General features: G+C 55.6%; 21 protein-coding genes and 1 other annotated feature. Of the genes, 14 read left to right on the forward strand and 7 right to left on the reverse strand.

Annotated elements, in window-relative coordinates; translation table 11 throughout:
• Nucleotides 1-409 precede the first annotated feature (409 nt).
• The 4 genes from yqaB (at nt 410) to luxS (ending at nt 3,702) form a co-directional block, all read left to right on the forward strand.
• Nucleotides 410-976, forward strand: a complete 567-nt coding sequence (gene yqaB / locus ACR6A7_RS20715) for a fructose-1-phosphate/6-phosphogluconate phosphatase (protein WP_434127102.1) — start codon at nt 410-412, stop codon at nt 974-976.
• Nucleotides 973-1,401: a YqaA family protein gene (locus ACR6A7_RS20720; protein ID WP_434127103.1), complete on the forward strand. Its 429-nt coding sequence runs from the start codon at nt 973-975 to the stop codon at nt 1,399-1,401. The genes yqaB and ACR6A7_RS20720 overlap by 4 nt, the downstream gene beginning before the upstream one ends.
• 31 nt (nt 1,402-1,432) lie before the next feature.
• The gene (gene gshA, locus ACR6A7_RS20725; RefSeq protein WP_434127104.1) at nt 1,433-3,037 is read left to right on the forward strand and encodes a glutamate--cysteine ligase; all 1,605 of its coding nucleotides are present in this window, start codon (nt 1,433-1,435) and stop codon (nt 3,035-3,037) included.
• A gap of 149 nt (nt 3,038-3,186) precedes the next feature.
• Nucleotides 3,187-3,702, forward strand: coding sequence for an S-ribosylhomocysteine lyase (gene luxS, locus ACR6A7_RS20730; protein WP_033752034.1), 516 nt, complete (start codon nt 3,187-3,189; stop codon nt 3,700-3,702).
• A 68-nt stretch (nt 3,703-3,770) separates the two neighbouring features.
• Here luxS and ACR6A7_RS20735 read toward each other — a convergent pair whose 3' ends face one another.
• On the reverse strand, nt 3,771-5,057 hold the full coding sequence (locus ACR6A7_RS20735; protein WP_434127105.1) for an HlyC/CorC family transporter: 1,287 nt from the start codon (nt 5,055-5,057) through the stop codon (nt 3,771-3,773).
• 18 nt (nt 5,058-5,075) lie between these two features.
• Nucleotides 5,076-5,873, reverse strand: coding sequence for a cytochrome C assembly family protein (locus tag ACR6A7_RS20740; protein WP_033752029.1), 798 nt, complete (start codon nt 5,871-5,873; stop codon nt 5,076-5,078).
• Between the two features lie 168 nt (nt 5,874-6,041).
• Here ACR6A7_RS20740 and ffh point away from each other — a divergent pair, with 168 nt between their 5' ends.
• The 5 genes from ffh (at nt 6,042) to rplS (ending at nt 9,550) form a co-directional block, all read left to right on the forward strand.
• Nucleotides 6,042-7,403 (forward strand): signal recognition particle protein, encoded by a 1,362-nt coding sequence (ffh, locus tag ACR6A7_RS20745; protein WP_434127106.1) that lies wholly within the window; start codon nt 6,042-6,044, stop codon nt 7,401-7,403.
• Nucleotides 7,404-7,547: 144 nt separating this feature from the next.
• On the forward strand, nt 7,548-7,796 hold the full coding sequence (gene rpsP, locus ACR6A7_RS20750; protein ID WP_007893313.1) for a 30S ribosomal protein S16: 249 nt from the start codon (nt 7,548-7,550) through the stop codon (nt 7,794-7,796).
• Nucleotides 7,797-7,814: 18 nt separating this feature from the next.
• The gene (gene rimM, locus ACR6A7_RS20755) at nt 7,815-8,363 is read left to right on the forward strand and encodes a ribosome maturation factor RimM (protein ID WP_434127107.1); all 549 of its coding nucleotides are present in this window, start codon (nt 7,815-7,817) and stop codon (nt 8,361-8,363) included.
• Nucleotides 8,364-8,398: 35 nt separating this feature from the next.
• Complete coding sequence (trmD, locus tag ACR6A7_RS20760) at nt 8,399-9,160, forward strand: tRNA (guanosine(37)-N1)-methyltransferase TrmD (protein ID WP_434127108.1); 762 nt, start codon at nt 8,399-8,401, stop codon at nt 9,158-9,160.
• Between the two features lie 42 nt (nt 9,161-9,202).
• Nucleotides 9,203-9,550, forward strand: coding sequence for a 50S ribosomal protein L19 (gene rplS / locus ACR6A7_RS20765; protein WP_031374778.1), 348 nt, complete (start codon nt 9,203-9,205; stop codon nt 9,548-9,550).
• Between the two features lie 68 nt (nt 9,551-9,618).
• Here the strand turns inward: rplS and ACR6A7_RS20770 are convergent, their stop codons facing one another.
• On the reverse strand, nt 9,619-10,158 hold the full coding sequence (locus tag ACR6A7_RS20770; RefSeq protein WP_434127109.1) for a GNAT family N-acetyltransferase: 540 nt from the start codon (nt 10,156-10,158) through the stop codon (nt 9,619-9,621).
• 287 nt (nt 10,159-10,445) lie between these two features.
• On the opposite strand from ACR6A7_RS20770, the gene ACR6A7_RS20775 reads away from it, so the two are divergent.
• On the forward strand, nt 10,446-11,525 hold the full coding sequence (locus tag ACR6A7_RS20775; protein WP_033752005.1) for a 3-deoxy-7-phosphoheptulonate synthase: 1,080 nt from the start codon (nt 10,446-10,448) through the stop codon (nt 11,523-11,525).
• 6 nt (nt 11,526-11,531) lie between these two features.
• Nucleotides 11,532-12,653, forward strand: coding sequence for a bifunctional chorismate mutase/prephenate dehydrogenase (tyrA, locus tag ACR6A7_RS20780; protein WP_434127110.1), 1,122 nt, complete (start codon nt 11,532-11,534; stop codon nt 12,651-12,653).
• Between the two features lie 98 nt (nt 12,654-12,751).
• Here the strand turns inward: tyrA and pheA are convergent, their stop codons facing one another.
• From pheA to bamD, 4 genes are all read right to left on the reverse strand, one after another.
• Nucleotides 12,752-13,918: a bifunctional chorismate mutase/prephenate dehydratase gene (gene pheA / locus ACR6A7_RS20785; RefSeq protein WP_434127111.1), complete on the reverse strand. Its 1,167-nt coding sequence runs from the start codon at nt 13,916-13,918 to the stop codon at nt 12,752-12,754.
• Nucleotides 13,919-13,940: 22 nt separating this feature from the next.
• Nucleotides 13,941-14,065, reverse strand: a sequence feature (Phe leader region).
• The gene (pheL, locus tag ACR6A7_RS20790) at nt 14,017-14,064 is read right to left on the reverse strand and encodes a pheA operon leader peptide PheL (RefSeq protein WP_100279143.1); all 48 of its coding nucleotides are present in this window, start codon (nt 14,062-14,064) and stop codon (nt 14,017-14,019) included. (Overlaps the previous feature by 48 nt.)
• A gap of 98 nt (nt 14,066-14,163) precedes the next feature.
• The gene (gene raiA / locus ACR6A7_RS20795; protein ID WP_434127112.1) at nt 14,164-14,490 is read right to left on the reverse strand and encodes a ribosome-associated translation inhibitor RaiA; all 327 of its coding nucleotides are present in this window, start codon (nt 14,488-14,490) and stop codon (nt 14,164-14,166) included.
• A 272-nt stretch (nt 14,491-14,762) separates the two neighbouring features.
• A complete protein-coding gene (gene bamD / locus ACR6A7_RS20800; protein ID WP_434127113.1) occupies nt 14,763-15,497 on the reverse strand; it encodes an outer membrane protein assembly factor BamD in 735 nt (244 codons plus the stop codon).
• A gap of 131 nt (nt 15,498-15,628) precedes the next feature.
• Between bamD and rluD the strand changes: the two genes are divergently transcribed.
• The 3 genes from rluD to clpB all read left to right on the forward strand — a co-directional run bounded on the left by rluD (nt 15,629) and on the right by clpB (nt 20,033).
• The gene (gene rluD, locus ACR6A7_RS20805; protein ID WP_434127114.1) at nt 15,629-16,609 is read left to right on the forward strand and encodes a 23S rRNA pseudouridine(1911/1915/1917) synthase RluD; all 981 of its coding nucleotides are present in this window, start codon (nt 15,629-15,631) and stop codon (nt 16,607-16,609) included.
• Nucleotides 16,606-17,334 (forward strand): purine nucleoside phosphorylase YfiH, encoded by a 729-nt coding sequence (yfiH, locus tag ACR6A7_RS20810; RefSeq protein WP_434127115.1) that lies wholly within the window; start codon nt 16,606-16,608, stop codon nt 17,332-17,334. Before rluD ends, yfiH begins: the two co-directional genes overlap by 4 nt.
• Before the next feature lie 125 nt (nt 17,335-17,459).
• Nucleotides 17,460-20,033, forward strand: a complete 2,574-nt coding sequence (clpB, locus tag ACR6A7_RS20815) for an ATP-dependent chaperone ClpB (protein ID WP_434127116.1) — start codon at nt 17,460-17,462, stop codon at nt 20,031-20,033.
• Nucleotides 20,034-20,248 lie beyond the last annotated feature (215 nt).

The following is a 20,248-nucleotide window of genomic DNA, read 5'->3' on the forward strand; positions in this document are numbered from 1 at the left end:
ATCCGTAGCTCAGCTGGATAGAGTACTCGGCTACGAACCGAGCGGTCGGAGGTTCGAATCCTCCCGGATGCACCATACTTCACGATATGAACAGCGTGCCCCGAACTGATATGGCCAGATTCACTGCCAGACAGTACGAGGGAGGAAAACGTTGCATCAACTCTCTTATCCTCTATCTAAATCCTTTTTCAATACGCTCTATTCTCCTTTCTTACTTACCATTCACGCCTGTAACAAAACTCAAACCCACTGAAATTTCCGGCAATTATCTCCGGCATCGCACGATCACCTTTTTCTGAAAAGAAAAATTGCTAATGCTTTCAAAGCATTTGCTGTTCATGTCCCCTGGCGACAACCTGGGCGCATTAAGCTAAAGTAATGGCTCATTTGTTGGATGTCCGGAGTAGCGATGTACGATCAATATGACGCACTGATTTTCGATATGGACGGCACGATCCTTGATTCCGAGCCGACACATCGAAAAGCGTGGCATCAGGTACTGGGACGATATGGATTGACGTTAGACGAATCGCAAATGATTGGTTTCAACGGCGCGCCCTCCTGGCGACTTGCGCAATTTATTATCGAACAAAACCGCTCTTCTCAGGATCCTTACCAGCTGGCCGCCGAAAAAACCGCGGCGGTTAAGACCATGCTGCTGGAAAGCGTGCGTCCGCTTCCGCTGATGGAAGTGGTGAAAGCTTATCACGGCCGCCGTCCAATGGCGGTCGGCACCGGAAGCGAACACAGCATGGCGGATGCGCTGCTCAACCAGCTGGGCGTTCGCGAGCTCTTCACTGCAGTGGTGGGCGCCGACGACGTCGAGCGTCACAAACCTGAACCCGATACGTTTTTACGCTGCGCAGCGCTGATGGGCGTCGAGCCCGCACGCTGTGTCGTGTTTGAAGACGCCGATTTTGGCGTGCAGGCGGCGAAAGCGGCCGGCATGGATGTGGTTGACGTGCGCCTGCTGTGAATGACGTTCTGGCGCTTGCTTCTCTGTTTGGCAGCAGCTTTCTCAGCGCCACCCTGTTACCAGGGAGTTCTGAGGCACTGCTGATTGCGTTACTGGTTGCCAAAAAGGCTTCCGTTTATGGATTGATTGTCGCTGCATCAGTGGGGAATACGCTGGGCGGCATAACCAATATTTTTCTTGGTCGCTTACTGCCGTTGAAACGGCAGGGGCGATGGCATGACACAGCAATAACGTGGTTGCACCGACTGGGACCTGCAGCGCTGTTGCTGAGCTGGATGCCGGTAATCGGCGACCTGCTCTGCGTGCTCGCAGGCTGGATGCGCTTTGCCTGGCTTCCGGTCCTGCTGTTTCTCGCCGTCGGGAAAACACTGCGTTATATCGTTATCGCGACCGCCACCTTACAGGGTTTGCAATGGTGGCATTGATTCGCACAGATTCGAGGCTAGGGTTAACATTATGCTGAACAAAAATAAATTACTGTCCCAGCGGGAGGTTAATGTGATCCCGGACGTATCTAAAGCGCTCTCCTGGCTGGAGGCGCATCCCAATGCCTTGAAAGGTATTGGCCGCGGCATTGAGCGCGAAACGCTGCGCGTAAAGCCTGATGGTCATCTGGCGGAAAGCGGCCATCCCGACTCGCTGGGATCGGCACTCAAGCATGACTGGATAACCACCGACTTCGCGGAAACGCTGCTGGAGTTCATTACGCCGGTGGATCAAAACATTGACCATATGCTGGCGTTTCTGCGCGATATCCATCGCCATGTGGCGCGCGAGCTGGCTGAAGAGCGTATGTGGCCTTTCAGCATGCCTTGTTTGATCGACGACGCCGATCGCATTGAGCTGGCGCAGTACGGCAGTTCGAATATCGGACGTATGAAGACGCTCTATCGTCAGGGGCTGAAAAATCGCTACGGCGCGCTGATGCAGACCATCTCTGGCATCCACTATAACTTCTCGCTGCCGCTGAGCTTCTGGCAGGAGTGGGCGGACGTTAAAGATGCCGAAAGCGGCAAAGAGACTATCTCTGCCGGCTATCTGCGTCTTATCCGTAACTACTACCGTTACGGCTGGGTAATTCCTTATCTCTTCGGCGCCTCGCCGGCGATTAGCTCTAGCTTCCTGCAGGGGCGTGAGAGCAAACTGCCGTTTGAAACCGATGGCAAAGATTCGCTGTGGCTGCCCTATGCGACTTCGCTGCGCCTGAGCGATCTCGGCTACACCAACAAGTCGCAGAGCGGTCTCGGCATTACCTTCAACTCCCTTGAGGGGTACGTTAAGGCCCTGAAAGCCGCCATTAAAACGCCGTCTGAAGAGTATGCCGCGATGGGCACGAAAGATGCGGACGGTAACTGGCTGCAGCTTAATACCAACGTGCTGCAGATTGAGAACGAGCTTTACGCTCCAATCCGTCCGAAGCGCGTAACGCGCTCCGGCGAAGCGCCTTCTGATGCGCTGCTGCGCGGCGGCATTGAGTATATTGAAGTGCGCTCGCTCGACATCAACCCGTTCTCTGCAATCGGCGTTGACGCCAACCAGGTGCGTTTTCTCGATCTCTTCCTGATCTGGTGTACGCTGGCTGACGCGCCAGAAATGAGCGCCGATGAGCTGCTCTGCACGCGTAAAAACTGGAACCGCGTGGTGCTGGAAGGGCGCAAGCCGAACCAGAAAATTTCGGTCGGCTGTAGCGAAACTGAACATTCGCTGGTGGAGGTGGGCAAAGCGCTGTTCGCCGATCTGCATCGCGTGGCGGAAGTGCTCGACAGCAATCAGGGCAGCACGCAATATCAACAGGTGTGCGATCAACTGGTAGCATCCTTTGACGATCCTGAGCTAACCTATTCGGCGCGCATTCTTCAGGCGATTAAAGAGAGCGGCGTCACCGATACCGGCATCGCGCTGGCGGAACAGTATCGTCATATGCTGTGCGAAGAGCCGCTGGAAGTGATCAGCGAAGAAGATTTTACGCGTCAGGCGCTGGAGTCGGTTGCGGCACAGAAGCAGCTGGAAGAGGGCGACAGGCTCGATTTTGAGGCTTACCTTGCCAGTCGGGAAGGCTAGAAAAGAAAAAGGCCACATCAATGTGGCCAAATTAACATCTCTGTTGTCAGGGATGATGATAACAAATGCGCGTCTTTCATATATTCAGACGTTGGGCGAACAGAAAAGTTTCATCGTTTATAAAAAAATTTCAAAACAGGAGGTGACGTATGCCACTACTGGACAGTTTTACCGTTGACCATACCATTATGGCCGCGCCCGCAGTGCGTGTTGCGAAGACCATGAAAACTCCCCATGGCGATACCATCACCGTTTTTGACCTGCGTTTCTGCCGTCCCAACAAAGAGATCCTGACCGAGCGCGGAATCCATACGCTCGAGCATCTCTTCGCGGGCTTTATGCGTAATCACCTTAACGGCGACGGCGTAGAAATCGTGGATATCTCACCGATGGGATGCCGCACCGGTTTCTACATGAGCCTGATCGGCACGCCGGACGAGCAGCGCGTGGCCAGCGCATGGAAAGGAGCCATGGAAGATGTTCTGAAGGTGAAGGATCAGAATCAGATCCCTGAGCTGAATGAATACCAGTGCGGCAGCTATAAGCTGCATTCACTCGACGAAGCGCAGCAGATTGCGCGCAACGTGCTGGCGCATGATATCGGCGTCAACCGCAACGAAGATCTGAAGCTGCCGGCAGAGAAGCTGCAAGAGCTGCACATCTAGTCGTAGTTGGTCACGAGCATTAAAAAAAAACGCCGCATCGATGCGGCGTTTTTTATGGGCGGGCGCTGTCAGGAGCCGACAGAGGACTTAAGCGGCGTCTGCGGCGTAATGCGCACCTGCTTCACCATATTGTCCTGCACGTCAAGAATATCGACGGCGTAGTTCGCCAGCTCGACGCGGGTATTGATCTCGGGGATCTCCTCCAGCGCTTCGAGCAGCATGCCGTTAATGGTGCGCGCTTCCTGTTCCGGCAGATGCCAGTTAAAAGCCTTGTTAATCTCCCGCACGCTGGCGCTGCCTTCTACCAGCACGGAACCGTCATTCTGCGGCAGGACTTCTTCCGCGAGGGTAGGAGACATTGAGGTGGTAAAGTCGCCGACGATCTCTTCCAGGATATCCTCGATGGTGACCAGTCCTTTGATATCGCCATACTCATCCACCACCAGGCCCACTTTCTTCTTGTTGCGCTGAAACTTCACCAGCTGAGTATTGAGCGGTGTGCCTTCCGGTACGTAGTAGATCTCATCGGCGGCGCGCAGCAGCGTCTCTTTGTTGAACTCTTTCTTTTCAGTCATGGTGCGCCAGGCTTCGCGCACGCGCAGCATGCCGACGCAGTCGTCCAGCGAGTCGCGGAACAGCACGATACGGCCGTGCGGCGAGTGGCTGAGCTGGCGCATCACCGACTTCCAGTCGTCGTTGATATTGATGCCGACGATTTCGTTGCGCGGCACCATGATGTCGTCAACGCTGACTTTTTCCAGATCGAGCACTGACAGCAGCATATCCTGATTGCGGCGCGACATCAGGCTGCGCGACTCGTAGACGATGGTGCGCAGCTCTTCTTTGCTCAGCGCCGAGCTGGTGGCGCCCTCGGTTTTCATGCCGGCCATACGCATCAGCAGGCGCGTGATGGTGTTCAGCAGCCAGACCAGCGGCGACATCACAATCTGCAGCGGGCCCAGCAGCATGCTGCTGGGAAAGGCGACCCGCTCGGGATAGAGCGCCGCCACGGTTTTCGGCAGCACCTCCGCAAACACCAGCACCACAAAGGTCAGGATGCCGGTCGCAATGGCGACGCCTTCATCGCCATGCAGGCGCATGCCCACAATGGTGGCGAGCGCGGAAGCCAGAATATTCACCAGGTTGTTGCCGATCAGCACCAGGCTGAGCAGACGGTCGGGGCGGCGCAGCAGCTTTTCTACCCGGCGGGCGGCGCGGCTGCCGTTTTTCGCCTGATGGCGCAGCTTGTAACGGTTAAGCGTCATCATGCCGGTTTCCGACCCGGCGAACCAGGCGGAAACCAGCACCATAACGACCAGAATAATAATAAGGGTGGTGGTTGAAACCTGTTCCAACGCAGAACTTCCTTTTGGTTAAGACGAGTGGGTCAGCAGGTGCTGTAAGATACGACTGCCGAAGTAGGCCATAGTCAACAGCAGCGCACCGCCGCAGTTGAACCAGACAACGCGACGTCCGCGCCAGCCTTCATGATAGTGGCCCCAGAGCAAAACGATATAAACGAACCAGGCAAGAATCGACAGCACCGCTTTATCCACGTTCTCGGCGCTGAACAGGTTATGCATATAAAACAGGCCGGTGCAGAGCACCAGCGTCAGCAGCACAACACCCACCTGGGTAATATGAAACATCTTGCGCTCAATGCTCAGCAGCGGCGGCATATCCTGGGTAAAGGCCAGCTTTTTGTTTTTCAGCTGATAGTCGATCCACGCCAGCTGCAGCGCATAGAGCGCGGCGATGATCAGCGTCGCGTAGGCGAACAGCGACAGGCCAATATGGATCATCATACCCGGCGTGGTTTCAAGATGGGTGATAAAGGCATTAGGCACAAAGGTGGCGAACGCCAGATTGATCAGGGCAAAGCTGTAGACGATCGGCAGCAACAGCCAGCCGCGATTGCGTGAGGCGACAATGGTCATAATGGCGCAGATAAGCAGGCTCACCAGCGAGCCGATATTCAGCAGGCTGAGATTCTGCCCGCTGTCGACGGCGAAGATGCGCTGCTGCAGCGCCACGGCGTGCGCCACCAGCGCGAAACAGGCGGAAAGCACCGCCATTCGTCGCCAGCCGCTATTGCGCTTCAGCAGGCTGGGAATAATCAGTGCAATACTCAGGGAGTAGGCGAACAGCGCCAGAAGCGAGAAAACGGACATAGATCCTTACAGGTATCAGCGAGATGAAAGGAAAAAAGCAGTATAGCGCCAGCAGAAGCCGCCTCCAACCGATCTGAGGCGCAATAGCAGAGATCGTTGCAGCTTCGTGTTATAATCCGCCGCATTATGCCGATCAGGCGCCTCGCGATTTTTTTTGAGTGAGAGACAATGTTTGACAATTTAACCGATCGTTTGTCGCAAACCCTGCGCAATATCAGCGGCCGCGGAAGGCTGACAGAAGACAATATCAAAGACACGCTGCGCGAAGTGCGCATGGCGCTGCTGGAAGCGGACGTTGCGCTGCCGGTGGTGCGCGAATTTATCAACCGCGTCAAAGAGAGCGCGGTGGGTCACGACGTCAACAAAAGCCTGACGCCGGGTCAGGAGTTTATCAAAATCGTGCGCAACGAGCTGGTTGCCGCGATGGGCGCGGAAAACAACGCGCTCAACCTGGCCGCACAGCCGCCGGCTGTGGTGCTGATGGCGGGTCTACAGGGCGCAGGTAAAACCACCAGCGTCGGCAAACTGGGTAAATTCCTGCGCGAAAAGCATAAGAAGAAAGTGCTGGTCGTCTCTGCCGACGTTTATCGTCCCGCGGCGATCAAACAGCTCGAAACGCTGGCGCAGCAGGTCGGCGTCGATTTTTGCCCCTCCGATCTGAGCCAGAAGCCGGTCGACATCGTTAAGAACGCGCTGAAAGAAGCGAAGCTGCAGTTCTATGACGTGCTGCTGGTGGATACCGCCGGTCGTCTGCACGTCGACGAAGCGATGATGGATGAGATCAAGCAGGTGCACGCCGCGATCAATCCGGTCGAAACGCTGTTCGTGGTTGACGCCATGACCGGTCAGGATGCGGCGAACACGGCGAAAGCCTTCAACGAGGCGCTGCCCCTGACCGGCGTCATCCTGACGAAGGTAGACGGCGACGCGCGCGGCGGTGCGGCTTTGTCAATTCGTCATATCACCGGCAAACCGATCAAGTTTATGGGCGTCGGCGAGAAGACCGAGGCGCTGGAGCCATTCTATCCCGATCGTATCGCCTCGCGTATTCTCGGCATGGGCGACGTGCTGTCGCTGATCGAAGATATCGAGAGCAAGGTTGACCGCGATCAGGCGGAAAAACTGGCGAAAAAACTCAAAACCGGCGACGGCTTCGACCTCAATGACTTTCTTGAGCAGCTTAAGCAGATGCGCAACATGGGCGGCATGGCGAGCCTGATGGGCAAACTGCCGGGTATGGGGCAGCTGCCGGACAATGTGAAGTCGCAGATGGACGATAAGGTGCTGGTGCGTATGGAGGCGATTATCAACTCCATGACGCGCAAAGAGCGTGAAAAGCCGGAGATTATCAAAGGCTCGCGCAAACGCCGCATCGCCACCGGCGCCGGCATGCAGGTGCAGGACGTCAACCGCTTGCTGAAGCAGTTCGACGATATGCAGCGCATGATGAAGAAAATGAAGAAGGGCGGCATGGCGAAAATGATGCGCGGTATGAAAGGCATGATGCCCCCAGGATTCCCCGGACGCTAAGCGTTCGGCAATAAAAGCCCGAAAGGTTGCCCTCACAGGTTGCTTTTTGCGCCGAAATGAGTAAAATTTTCGGGCTTTTTATATTGCACCCGGGCCCCGTTCCCTCAATGGGGCCCGGTTGTTTTATTAACTTAAGAGGATGTTATGGTAACAATTCGTTTGGCACGTCACGGCGCGAAAAAGCGTCCGTTCTATCAGGTCGTCGTTACTGACAGCCGCAATGCACGTAACGGTCGCTTCATCGAGCGCGTTGGTTTCTTCAACCCGATCGCATCTGGTCAGGCTGAAGGCCTGCGTCTGGATCTGGACCGCATCGAGCACTGGGTTGGCCAGGGCGCAACGCTTTCCGATCGCGTTAACGCGCTGATCAAAGAAGCAAAAAAAGCAGCTTAATCTGTCACGGTGGTGAGCATGAGCAAAGAAGTTGCCGCACAGCCTCCCGTTAAGCCCCTTGTGTTGGGCAAAATGGGCGCTGCCTACGGCATACGTGGCTGGCTCAAAGTGTTTTCCTCCACCGAAGCGGCCGAAAGTATCTTCGACTACCAACCCTGGTTCATTCAGCGCGCCGGTAAATGGCAGCAGGTTGAGCTGGAAAGTTGGCGGCATCACAATCAGGACCTGATCATCAAAGTCAAAGGCATTGACGATCGGGACGCGGCGACGCAGTTGACCAATTGCGAAATTACGGTCGACTCGGCGCAGCTGCCGGAGCTGGATGACGGCGATTACTACTGGAAAGACCTGATGGGTCTCCAGGTAGTCAACGTTGATGGCTACGAGATGGGCAAAGTCATCGATATGATGGAGACCGGCTCGAACGACGTTCTCGTCGTGAAGGCGAACCTGAAAGATGCGTTCGGTGTGAAGGAGCGGTTAATACCGTTTCTTGATGAACAGGTTATCAAGAAAGTCGATCTCGCTACTGGCGTCATTGAAGTAGACTGGGATCCTGGTTTTTGATCTCCGAATCGCAAGGTAACGTAACGGCGAAAACGATGTGGATTGGTGTTATTAGCCTCTTTCCAGAGATGTTTCGCGCAATTACCGATTACGGGGTAACTGGCCGGGCAGTAAAAAATGGCCTGCTCAGCATCGAGAGCTGGAGTCCTCGCGATTTCGCTCACGACCGGCACCGCACGGTGGACGATCGTCCTTACGGCGGTGGACCGGGAATGCTGATGATGGTGCAGCCCTTACGGGATGCAATCCACGCAGCGAAAGCGGCGGCGGGAGAAGGGGCCAGGGTGATCTACCTGTCACCTCAGGGACGCAAACTTGACCAACAGGGCGTTTGCGAACTGGCGACGCAGCAGAAGTTAATTCTGGTCTGCGGCCGCTACGAAGGTATAGATGAGCGCGTAATCAAAACCGAAATTGACGAAGAATGGTCAATCGGTGACTACGTGCTGAGCGGCGGCGAGCTGCCAGCCATGACGATGATTGATTCAGTGGCCCGGTTAATTCCCGGCGTGCTGGGCAAGCAGGCGTCAGCCGAAGAGGATTCGTTCTCTGACGGTTTGCTGGACTGTCCGCACTATACCCGACCTGAAGTGCTGGAAGGCATGGAAGTACCGGCAGTTTTACTGTCTGGCAACCATGCAGAGATTCGCCGCTGGCGCCTGAAACAGTCGCTGGGCCGTACCTGGCTAAGAAGACCTGAACTTCTGGAAAACCTGGCTCTGACTGAAGAGCAAGCAAGGTTGCTGAAAGCGTTCCAGCGGGAACATCAGCAACAAAACGATGAGGCGGCTGAGTAATCTCCCGCGACTATCAGTTTACCCAGGATAAGAGATTTAATTATGAGCAACATTATCAAGCAAATTGAACAAGAGCAGATGAAACAGGACGTACCTTCCTTCCGCCCGGGTGATTCCGTGGAAGTGAAAGTATGGGTCGTTGAAGGTTCTAAGAAACGTCTGCAGGCATTCGAGGGCGTGGTTATCGCTATCCGTAACCGCGGTCTGCACTCTGCATTCACTGTTCGCAAGATTTCAAACGGCGAAGGCGTTGAGCGTGTCTTCCAGACTCACTCTCCGGTCATCGACAGCATTACTGTCAAACGCCGTGGTGCTGTGCGTAAAGCCAAACTGTACTACCTGCGTGAGCGTACTGGTAAGTCAGCTCGTATCAAAGAGCGTCTTAACTAAGGTATCGCTAACGCGACATCTAAAAGTTAATAGCAAACAAGGGGTTGGCGTGATGCCAACCCCTTTTTTTATGCCAGCGTTTCAGGACGATGCACATGGTATATCGCCGTATTCACCGGGCCGCTCTCCAGCACGATTAAGCCGTAGCGCACATCAATAAAGCGCGCCCCGCAGCGCTCCGCTACCGCGCGACTGGCGCGGTTCTCTTCCGCCGCAAGAATTTCAATAACCTTTATCTCTGGCCGCGCAAATCCCATCTCAAGCAGCAGCGCAACGGCGCGACTGGCGATGCCCTGTCGCTGCATATCGCTACGTACCCAGTATCCCAGGGCGGCGAACTGGCCCGGCTCGCGGGCAAAACGGATCCCGGCGCCACCCAGCAAACGATCCCGATCGTCAACAAGGGCGAACTCTTCCGCTTCGCCCTTTATTCGCTGCTGCTGCGTAAACGCGATCCAGCTCGCTGCCTCTTCGGGTTGATAGTCTGGATGTGCCCATACCATCCAGGGGCGCAGCGTATCCAGCGAGGCGTTGACGGCGGCGGTAAAGGCAGGAATGTCGGCATGGTTAAAAGGACGCAGGCGAACTGAAGAGGCCAGAGAATTCATAAAGTACCTGATGAAAAAAGAGTTTTAGCAAAGCGTATCAGTAGACAGGAGAGAATGCCAAAGTAAGTGTGTAATGTTTACTTTACATAAAGTAGAGGCGACTCCCTTGCGATTCTTTTAATAAAGATATGAAAATTAATACTTTTATCTTAATGGATTCATGCAAGGTATACATATGGTAATAAAAGTGTACATCTGTGGATTGCTTGTTTTACGACCTGTGATAAAGTATCTCTCATCCTGTCAGAGGATCATTAACTGCATAACGAGGAAAAAGGATCGTAGCCATGCAAAAAGACGCGCTGAACAATGTCCACATTGCGAATGAACAGATTTTAATTACGCCGGAAGAGCTGAAAGCGAAGTTTCCGCTGACTGCCCAGCAGGAAGCGCAGATCGCCGCTTCGCGCCAGACCATTTCCGACATCATCGCCGGCCGCGATCCGCGTCTGCTGGTGGTTTGCGGTCCCTGTTCGATCCATGACACTGAAGCCGCTCTGGATTACGCACGTCGCCTCAAAGATCTCTCTGACCAGCTGAAGGATCAGCTCTATATCGTTATGCGCGTCTATTTCGAAAAACCCCGCACCACCGTCGGCTGGAAAGGGTTGATCAACGATCCCTACATGGACAACTCTTTTGATATGGAAGCGGGTCTGCACATCGCGCGCCAGCTGCTGGTAAACCTGGTTGAGATGGGACTGCCGCTCGCCACCGAAGCGCTCGATCCCAACAGTCCGCAATACCTAGGCGATCTCTTCAGCTGGTCGGCGATTGGCGCGCGCACCACCGAGTCGCAAACGCATCGTGAAATGGCGTCTGGTCTCTCAATGCCGGTCGGCTTCAAAAACGGCACGGACGGCAGCCTCGGCACAGCGATCAACGCCATGCGCGCCGCAGCGATGCCGCACCGTTTTGTTGGCATCAACCAGGCGGGGCAGGTTTGCCTGCTGCAGACGCAGGGCAATCCAGATGGTCATGTTATTCTGCGCGGCGGCAAAGCGCCGAACTACGGCCCGGAAGATGTGGCGCAGTGTGAAAAAGAGATGGTCAAGGCGGGACTGCGCCCGGCCTTGATGATAGATTGCAGCCATGGCAATTCTAACAAAGACTATCGCCGCCAGCCTGGCGTTGCCGAATCGGCAATAGCCCAGATCAAAGATGGCAACCGCTCGATTATTGGCCTGATGCTGGAGAGCCACATTAATGAAGGCAGCCAGTCTTCCGAGCAGCCGCGCAGCGAAATGAAATATGGTGTTTCCGTGACGGATGCCTGCATCAACTGGGAAACCACCGAAACGCTGCTGCGCGAGATGCATCAGGATCTGCAAGAGGTGCTGTCGGCGCGTCTGTCACACGAGGTGTAATAAGCAATGGTGGCTGAACTGACCGCGCTGCGCGATCAAATTGATACTGTCGATAAGGCGCTGCTGGATCTGCTGGCGAAGCGCCTGGAGCTGGTGGCTGAAGTTGGCGAAGTAAAGAGCCGCTACGGCTTGCCTATCTACGTACCGGAGCGCGAAGCGTCAATGCTCGCTTCGCGCCGTAAAGAGGCGGAAGCGCTCGGCGTTCCGCCCGATCTGATTGAAGATATCCTGCGCCGCGTAATGCGCGAGTCCTATACCAGCGAGAACGATAAAGGTTTTAAAACCCTTAATCCGGCGCTGCGTCCGGTGGTGATCGTCGGCGGAAAAGGGCAGATGGGCAGCCTGTTTGCGCGCATGCTGACGCTGTCGGGCTACAGCGTGAAGACGCTGGATAAAGGGGACTGGGATCGTGCGCCCTCGCTGCTGAGCGATGCCGGCATGGTGATAATCAGCGTGCCGATTCACCTTACGGAACAGGTGATCGCACAGCTGCCGCCGCTGCCGGAAGACTGTATTCTGGTAGATCTGGCCTCGGTTAAGAACCGTCCCTTACAGGCGATGCTGGCGGCGCATGCGGGCCCGGTGCTGGGTCTGCATCCCATGTTTGGACCGGACAGCGGTAGCCTGGCGAAGCAGGTGGTGGTCTGGTGCGACGGGCGCCAGCCTGAAGCCTATCAGTGGTTCCTGGAGCAGATTCAGGTGTGGGGCGCACGGCTGCACCGCATCAGCGCGGTAGAGCACGACCAGAATATGGCGTTTATCCAGGCGCTGCGCCACTTCGCAACTTTCGCCTACGGTCTGCATCTCGCAGAAGAGAACGTCAACCTCGATCAGCTACTGGCGCTCTCGTCGCCGATTTATCGTCTCGAGCTGGCGATGGTGGGGCGGCTGTTCGCCCAGGATCCTCAGCTCTATGCAGACATCATTATGTCTTCGGAAAGCAACCTGGCGCTGATCAAACGTTATTACCAGCGCTTTGGCGAGGCTATCAAGCTGCTGGAGCAGGGCGATAAGCAGGCGTTTATCGCCAGCTTCAACCGCGTGGAGCACTGGTTTGGCGATCATGCTAAACGCTTTATGGTTGAAAGCCGCAGCCTGCTTCGCTCCGCTAACGACAGCCGACCGTAAAAAACGGCATCCTTCGGGATGCCGTTTCAGTGCGCGACTCACGCATGCCTGCCCCCTGAACCGCAATCAAAAACGGCATCCTTACGGATGCCGTTCTGTTATGCGCTGCGCGGCTCCACCGCGACGACATTCTCGCCGGGATAGCATCCCAGCACTTTCAGCATGCGGGTCAGCCCTTTTAGCTCCTGCAGCGCCTGCTGCATGCTGTCGGACGCCAGATTGCCCTGTACGTCGATATAAAACATCTCTTCCCACGGGTTGCCGTTAATGGGGCGTGACTCTAGCTTGCTCATCATCAGGTTATGCTGACGCAGCACCAACAGCGCCTCTACCAGCGCGCCCGCCTGCTGGCCGGTCGCCATTAGCAGCGTCGTTTTCGCCGGGACCTGATCGGAGACGGCAATAGGTTTACGTGCCAGAACGATAAAGCGGGTATGGTTCTGCTGTTGATTCGCCAGATTGCGCTCCAGCACCTGAAGATGATAGAGCTCGCCGCCTGCCTCGCTGCCCAGCGCCGCCGCTTTCGGCGAGTTCAGCGCCGCGACTTTTTCCATAGCGGCAGCGGTGCTCTCGGTATATTCGATCTTCCAGTGCGGGAAACGGCTAATAAACTGGCTGCACTGCTGGAACGGCTGCGGGTGACTATAAACGGTTTCAATCTGCTGCAGATCGGTGTCGCCTGTTACCAGCACGCAGTGCTCGATAGGCTGGGTCAGTTCGCCCACAATCGAGAGGCTGGTCTGCTGCAGCAGATCGTAAACGTCGTTGATCGCGCCGGAACTGGTGTTTTCAATCGGCAGCACCGCGTAATCAGCCTGGCCGTTTTCAACCTGACGAATAATATCCTGAAACTTGAGGCAGCCGATCTCCACCATATTGTCGAAGTGGCGCGCGGCGTACTGACGTGCGGCGAGATGGGAATAGGAACCTTTCGGGCCAAGGAAGGCGATGCGCGCTGCCAGCGCATGAGCATGGTTAAGGTTTTTTTGCAGCAGCGCCTGTTGCGTCAAAACCGAATCTTCAATGATTTGCTGAAACAGGCGGGTAATGTAGTGCGCATCCAGTTGATGTTTCTTGCCGATTACAATCAGGTGCTCCAGCAGCGCGCGCTCGCGTTCGATATCGCGAATGGGCCGGTGGGTGGCGAGTTTCGCTTCGGCGACCTTCACGGCCAGCGCGCGACGCTCAGCCAGCAGCGTCAGCAGTTTCTCATCAACGGCGCTGATTTGGTCACGCAGCGCCAGCAAGGGATTATCGGGATTCATAGGGCTCACCTGTAAGCTGTCCAATAAAAAAGCCTCCCGGTTGGGAGGCTTTGTTGTTCGTCTTCGCTTTCGTTTTCATACGACGAATCGCCTCCCAGTCAGGGGAAGGTAAAAAAGAAAGCGAAGAAAAACGGCAGACGTTTCATGGTGATTTCCATTCAAAAGGTGATTCGAGAGTACCCGTACTGATTTAAGGCTGTCAATAAAAAACGCGCCCGCAGGCGCGTTTGCTAAAACTTTATGTATCAGATGGCCGGCGTAAAATTTTTCACGCTGGTCGCTGCCCGACGGGCTTCAGACTTATGCTGAACCTTATTCAACTGACGCTCAAGCTTACCGATGAGATCGTTAATCGCCGTATACATATCCTCGTGCTTAGCGCTGGCGACCAGCGTGCCGTTGGGCGTATTGATCGTGGCGTCGGCCACGAATTCTTTCGGCGATTTAGAGAGAACGATGTGCGGATTTATCAGATGAGCTTGCCACTTTTCCAGCTTGGCGAGACGGTCTTCGACATGGTCGCGGATAGCCGCGGTGATTTCCATTTGTTTGCTGGTAATGTTCAGAATCATAGGTCTACCTCTCTGTCATTTCCGTCTGGGTAGATCCAGCATAACGCGCTGAACGATGAAATGTGTGATTTTTATCACGAAAAAATGTCACTTTTTGTCAATGACAATGATTTGTGAGAAAGGCTGGGAATGCGGTCGAAATGCCTTGAATCGATGCGGCGAGAGGCGCATGATTGGCGGGTTACAGCAGCGAGGAATTCACAACATCGTCGATTTTTCGCTCATAAAAAAGCAGCCATTACGGCTGCTTTTTCATTTTTTCCAACTCAATTTTAGCTGGCGCTGTTTGCGGCGATAATTTTCGCCACTTTGTCCGCTTCAGCATTCAGCTGTAGATTACGGTAAGCTTTTTCCATCAGCGGCAGCGCATCGCGGGTGGCTTGCGTATCAGGATAATCGCGCATCATACCTTCAACGCGGTTAACAACCGCGACATAGGCTTCACGCTTAGTATAGAATTGCGCCACCGACAGCTCATATTTGGCCAGGCGGTCTTTCAGATAGACCAGGCGCTTTTGCGCGTCGGCTGCATACTGGCTATTTGGATAGTTACGCAGCAGCTGCGAGAAGTCGCGGAACGCGTCGCGCGCATGGGTCGGATCGCGATCGGAGCGGTCAACACCGAAGAAGCCCTGTAGCGCAGAGTCGTCCAGCGCCATATCCGTCAGGCCGCGCATATAGATAACGTAGTCGATGTTTGGATGAGTAGGGTTAAGACGCATAAAGCGATCTATGGCAGCCTGCGCCAGCGGCAAATCAGCGTTTTTGTAGTAGGCATAGATCAAATCAAGCTGTACCTGCTGAGAATAAGGACCAAAAGGATAACGGTTGTCCAGCGCTTCCAGTTGCTTAATCGCCGCTTTAAAGTTACCGTCCTGCAGCTTTTCCTGAGCGGTAGCGTAGATTTCGGAAGGCGGGCTGTCCGGTACTGTGTCCTTTGAGCTGGAACAACCCACAAGGGCCAGGCTCAGTGTGGCAGCAGCCACCAGATATTTCATACGCGTCATGACGAAATGGTTATCCTCAAATTTGTTATGGCGGAAGCTGTCCGTATAGCTCCCGGTAATGACCAGGTACGATAGCACATTATATTAAACGGCATCGCCGTGAAAACCCAACGTTAACGAAGAAGCTGTATATGGCACAACAAGTTCAACTCACCGCAACGGTCTCCGAAGCGCAGCTGGGACAACGCTTAGATCAAACTTTGGCGGAATTGTTCCCTGATTATTCACGCTCGCGCATAAAAGAGTGGATCCTTGACCGACGCGTCCGCGTTAACGGCGCGATCGTCGATAAACCGAAAGAGAAAGTATTAGGCGGTGAACAGGTCGCCATCGCTGCAGAAATAGAAGAAGAGCAGCGCTGGGAAGCGCAAAATATCCCGCTGAACATCGTGTATGAAGATGACGATATTCTGGTGATCAACAAGCCACGCGATTTGGTGGTGCATCCCGGCGCCGGCAACCCCGATGGCACCGTACTCAATGCGCTGCTTTATCACTATCCCGCCATTGCCGACGTGCCGCGCGCCGGCATCGTGCACCGACTGGATAAAGACACCACCGGGTTGATGGTGGTGGCGAAAACCGTCCCGGCACAGACGCATCTGGTGGAAACGCTGCAGCTGCGCGAAATCACCCGCGAGTACGAAGCAGTGGCGATTGGAACGATGACGGCGGGCGGCACGGTAAACGAGCCCATCAGCCGTCATTCCACCAAGCGCACCCATATGGCCGTGCATCCGATGGGGAAACCGGCGGTAACGCACTACCGTATTATGGAGCACTTCCGCGCTCATACGCGTCTGCGTCTGCGACTCGAAACCGGCCGAACGCATCAGATTCGCGTACATATGTCGCACATTAACCATCCGCTGGTGGGCGATCCGCTGTACGGCGGCCGTCCGCGTCCGCCTAAGGGCGCCTCGGAGCAGTTTATCGCCACGCTACGCGCGTTCGATCGCCAGGCGCTGCACGCGACCATGCTGCGTCTTTACCATCCGATTACCGGAATCGAGATGGAGTGGCATGCGCCACTGCCGCAGGATATGGTAGAGCTGATTGAGGTACTGAAAGCGGATACCGAAGAGTTTCGCGATCAGATGGACTGGCTATGAGTTGGATCCTGCCGGACTGGCCCGCGCCCGCCAGCGTAGGCGCCTGCTCAACGCTACGCGGCGAGGGTGCCAGCCTGGCACCGTGGGATGCGTTTAACCTGGGTGGGCATGTTGGCGACAATCCGGCGCACGTCACTGCCAATCGACAGCGCCTGGTAACGCGCGCCGCCTTGCCGGCGATGCCGCACTGGCTTGAACAGGTTCACGGCACCGATGTGGTTCATCTCCCTGCTGGGCAGACGGAACCCTTACGGGCGGATGCCTGCATCACGCGTGAAGCAGGCGTGGTGTGTGCGGTGATGACAGCGGATTGCCTGCCGGTGCTGTTTTGCTCTTATGACGGCAGCGAAGTTGCCGCGGCGCATGCCGGCTGGCGTGGCCTGTGCGCGGGCGTGCTGGAAAACACGCTGGCGCAGTTCGCTGTGCCAGCCAGCCAGATACACGCCTGGCTTGGTCCGGCAATTGGTCCCGACGCCTTTGAAGTCGGCAGTGAAGTGCGCGATGCGTTTATGGCGCATGACGCCCGTGCTCAGCAGGCTTTCCGTCCCGCGGGCGCGAAGTATTTCGCCGACATCTGGCTGCTTGCGCAGCAGCGGCTGCAGGCGGCGGGCGTTACCTCCGTGAGCATGACGCGCCGCTGCACCTATCATGAGAGTGGTGATTTTTTCTCCTTCCGACGCGACGGAACCACTGGGCGTATGGCTTCTTTAATTTGGCTGAGATAACCTTACGCCACAAGACGATCCAGTAGCGTATTTTTTGCCCATGATGCAGGTCATTAACCTTGAAAATTTGAGGGATGACCTCATTTTAATCTCCAGTAGCATTTTGACCTGTAATGGGAGGAATCATGCGTCTGGATCGTCTTACCAACAAATTCCAACTGGCCCTTGCCGACGCGCAGTCCCTTGCTCTGGGACACGACAACCAATTTATTGAACCTCTGCATCTGATGAGCGCGCTGCTCAATCAGGAAGGCGGATCCGTTCGTCCATTATTAGCCTCCGCAGGCGTTGACGTTGCCACTCTGCGCAGCGGCGTCGAGCAGGCTATCAACCGTTTACCTCAGGTAGAAGGCAGCGAGGGGGATGTTCAACCGTCCGCTGACCTGGTGCGCGTGCTTAACCTGTGCGACAAGCTGGCGCAGAAGCGCGGCGACAATTTTATCTCATCTGAACTCTTTGTCCTGGCTGCCCTCGACTCGCGCGGCTCTTTAGCCGATCTGCTGAAATCGGCCGGTGCGACCACTGATAAGCTAACCAAAGCGATTGAGCAGCTGCGTGGAGGCGACAACGTGAACGATCAAGGGGCTGAAGATCAGCGCCAGGCATTAAAGAAATACACCATCGATCTGACCGAGCGCGCCGAACAGGGCAAGCTCGATCCGGTCATTGGCCGTGACGAAGAGATCCGCCGTACTATTCAGGTGCTGCAGCGCCGTACCAAAAACAATCCGGTGCTGATTGGTGAACCCGGTGTGGGTAAAACCGCCATCGTGGAGGGCCTGGCGCAGCGCATCATTAACGGCGAGGTGCCGGAAGGGCTAAAAGGCCGTCGCGTACTGGCACTGGACATGGGCGCGCTGGTGGCGGGCGCCAAATACCGCGGCGAGTTTGAAGAGCGCTTGAAAGGCGTACTCAACGATCTGTCGAAGCAGGAAGGCAACGTTATCCTGTTTATCGATGAGCTGCATACTATGGTCGGCGCCGGTAAAGCCGACGGCGCGATGGATGCCGGCAATATGCTGAAGCCGGCACTGGCGCGCGGCGAGCTGCACTGCGTCGGCGCGACTACGCTGGACGAATATCGTCAGTACATCGAAAAAGATGCCGCGCTGGAGCGTCGTTTCCAGAAAGTCTACGTCGCTGAACCAAGCGTAGAAGACACCATCGCTATCCTGCGCGGTCTCAAAGAGCGCTATGAGCTGCATCACCATGTGCAAATCACCGACCCGGCGATTGTTGCGGCGGCGACACTGTCGCATCGCTACATTGCCGACCGTCAGTTGCCGGACAAAGCCATTGACCTGATTGACGAGGCAGCGTCCAGCATCCGTTTGCAGATCGACTCGAAGCCGGAATCGCTCGATCGCCTGGAACGCCGCATCATTCAGCTGAAGCTGGAGCAGCAGGCGCTGAAGAAAGAGTCGGATGACGCCAGCATTAAGCGTCTGGAGATGCTGGAAAGCGAACTCGACCAGAAAGAGCGCGAATACGCGGAGCTGGAAGAGGAGTGGAAAGCGGAAAAAGCCTCTCTTACCGGCACGCAGAATATCAAAGCGGAACTGGAGCAGGCGCGTTTGTCGCTGGAGCAGGCGCGTCGCATCGGCGATCTGGCGCAAATGTCCGAGCTGCAGTATGGCAAGATCCCTGAACTGGAAAAACAGCTGGCGGCCGCCACGCAGTCTGAAGGTAAAACCATGAAGCTGCTGCGCAACCGTGTTACCGATGTCGAGATTGCCGATGTGCTGGCGCGCTGGACCGGCATTCCGGTGGCGCGCATGATGGAAGGCGAGCGCGATAAGCTGCTGCGTATGGAGCAGGATCTGCACGCGCGCGTTATCGGCCAGAATGAGGCGGTGGAAGCGGTATCGAACGCGATTCGTCGTAGCCGCGCAGGCTTGTCCGACCCAAATCGTCCCATCGGTTCGTTTCTGTTCCTTGGCCCGACCGGCGTGGGTAAAACCGAACTCTGTAAGGCACTGGCGAATTTCCTCTTCGACAGCGACGACGCCATGGTGCGCATCGACATGTCGGAGTTTATGGAAAAACATTCCGTGTCGCGGCTGGTGGGCGCGCCTCCGGGATATGTCGGCTATGAAGAGGGCGGCTATCTGACAGAAGCGGTGCGTCGTCGTCCTTACTCCGTCATTCTGCTGGATGAAGTAGAGAAAGCGCATCCGGATGTGTTCAACATTCTACTGCAGGTGCTGGACGACGGACGTCTGACGGATGGGCAGGGTCGCACCGTCGACTTCCGCAATACCGTTGTGATCATGACGTCGAACCTGGGTTCCGATCTCATTCAGGAACGCTTTGGCGAACTGAACTATGCGGAAATGAAAGATGTGGTGATGAATGTGGTCGGCCATCATTTCCGTCCGGAGTTCATCAACCGTATCGACGAAGTGGTGGTGTTCCATCCGCTGGGCGAGCAGCATATTGCCTCTATTGCGCAGATTCAGCTGCAGCGACTGTATAAACGTCTGGAGGAACGCGGCTATCAGCTGAATATCTCCAGTGAAGCGCTGAAGCTGCTGGGGGAGAACGGCTACGATCCGGTCTATGGCGCGCGTCCTCTGAAACGTGCGATTCAACAGCAGATCGAAAACCCACTGGCGCAGCAGATCCTTTCTGGTCAGCTGGTGCCCGGCAAAACCATCGAAATGGACGTCAAAGAGGGCGAAATCGTCGCTCATCAGTAACTGACATCAGCCAAACGGGCCCGCGGGCCCGTTTTTTTATGCTAAAAATCGCCAGTTCGATGGATTTTTCAGCGCATTGCCTGGAAAGTGGTCGGTTGATAAAAAAGTTTAAATTAGCACTTGTCAGCCCGACAGAACTCCCTATAATGCGCCTCCACTGACACGGCACAACGGCTTACGGAAGGCGGTGTTCAGGAGGCTCGGGAAGCTGAGCC

This window comes from Pantoea phyllosphaerae, from assembly GCF_051025595.1.
Lineage (GTDB): Bacteria > Pseudomonadota > Gammaproteobacteria > Enterobacterales > Enterobacteriaceae > Pantoea.

What these genes read in the sequence shown, in the direction of transcription:
- yqaB (WP_434127102.1), top strand. Translation starts at nt 410, where the DNA reads ATGTACGATCAATATGACGCACTGATTTTCGATATGGACGGCACGATC.
- gshA (WP_434127104.1), top strand. Translation starts at nt 1,433, where the DNA reads ATGCTGAACAAAAATAAATTACTGTCCCAGCGGGAGGTTAATGTGATC.
- luxS (WP_033752034.1), top strand. Translation starts at nt 3,187, where the DNA reads ATGCCACTACTGGACAGTTTTACCGTTGACCATACCATTATGGCCGCG.
- ACR6A7_RS20740 (WP_033752029.1), bottom strand. Translation starts at nt 5,873, where the DNA reads ATGTCCGTTTTCTCGCTTCTGGCGCTGTTCGCCTACTCCCTGAGTATT.
- ffh (WP_434127106.1), top strand. Translation starts at nt 6,042, where the DNA reads ATGTTTGACAATTTAACCGATCGTTTGTCGCAAACCCTGCGCAATATC.
- rpsP (WP_007893313.1), top strand. Translation starts at nt 7,548, where the DNA reads ATGGTAACAATTCGTTTGGCACGTCACGGCGCGAAAAAGCGTCCGTTC.
- rimM (WP_434127107.1), top strand. Translation starts at nt 7,815, where the DNA reads ATGAGCAAAGAAGTTGCCGCACAGCCTCCCGTTAAGCCCCTTGTGTTG.
- trmD (WP_434127108.1), top strand. Translation starts at nt 8,399, where the DNA reads ATGTGGATTGGTGTTATTAGCCTCTTTCCAGAGATGTTTCGCGCAATT.
- rplS (WP_031374778.1), top strand. Translation starts at nt 9,203, where the DNA reads ATGAGCAACATTATCAAGCAAATTGAACAAGAGCAGATGAAACAGGAC.
- ACR6A7_RS20770 (WP_434127109.1), bottom strand. Translation starts at nt 10,158, where the DNA reads ATGAATTCTCTGGCCTCTTCAGTTCGCCTGCGTCCTTTTAACCATGCC.
- ACR6A7_RS20775 (WP_033752005.1), top strand. Translation starts at nt 10,446, where the DNA reads ATGCAAAAAGACGCGCTGAACAATGTCCACATTGCGAATGAACAGATT.
- tyrA (WP_434127110.1), top strand. Translation starts at nt 11,532, where the DNA reads ATGGTGGCTGAACTGACCGCGCTGCGCGATCAAATTGATACTGTCGAT.
- pheA (WP_434127111.1), bottom strand. Translation starts at nt 13,918, where the DNA reads ATGAATCCCGATAATCCCTTGCTGGCGCTGCGTGACCAAATCAGCGCC.
- raiA (WP_434127112.1), bottom strand. Translation starts at nt 14,490, where the DNA reads ATGATTCTGAACATTACCAGCAAACAAATGGAAATCACCGCGGCTATC.
- bamD (WP_434127113.1), bottom strand. Translation starts at nt 15,497, where the DNA reads ATGACGCGTATGAAATATCTGGTGGCTGCTGCCACACTGAGCCTGGCC.
- rluD (WP_434127114.1), top strand. Translation starts at nt 15,629, where the DNA reads ATGGCACAACAAGTTCAACTCACCGCAACGGTCTCCGAAGCGCAGCTG.
- yfiH (WP_434127115.1), top strand. Translation starts at nt 16,606, where the DNA reads ATGAGTTGGATCCTGCCGGACTGGCCCGCGCCCGCCAGCGTAGGCGCC.
- clpB (WP_434127116.1), top strand. Translation starts at nt 17,460, where the DNA reads ATGCGTCTGGATCGTCTTACCAACAAATTCCAACTGGCCCTTGCCGAC.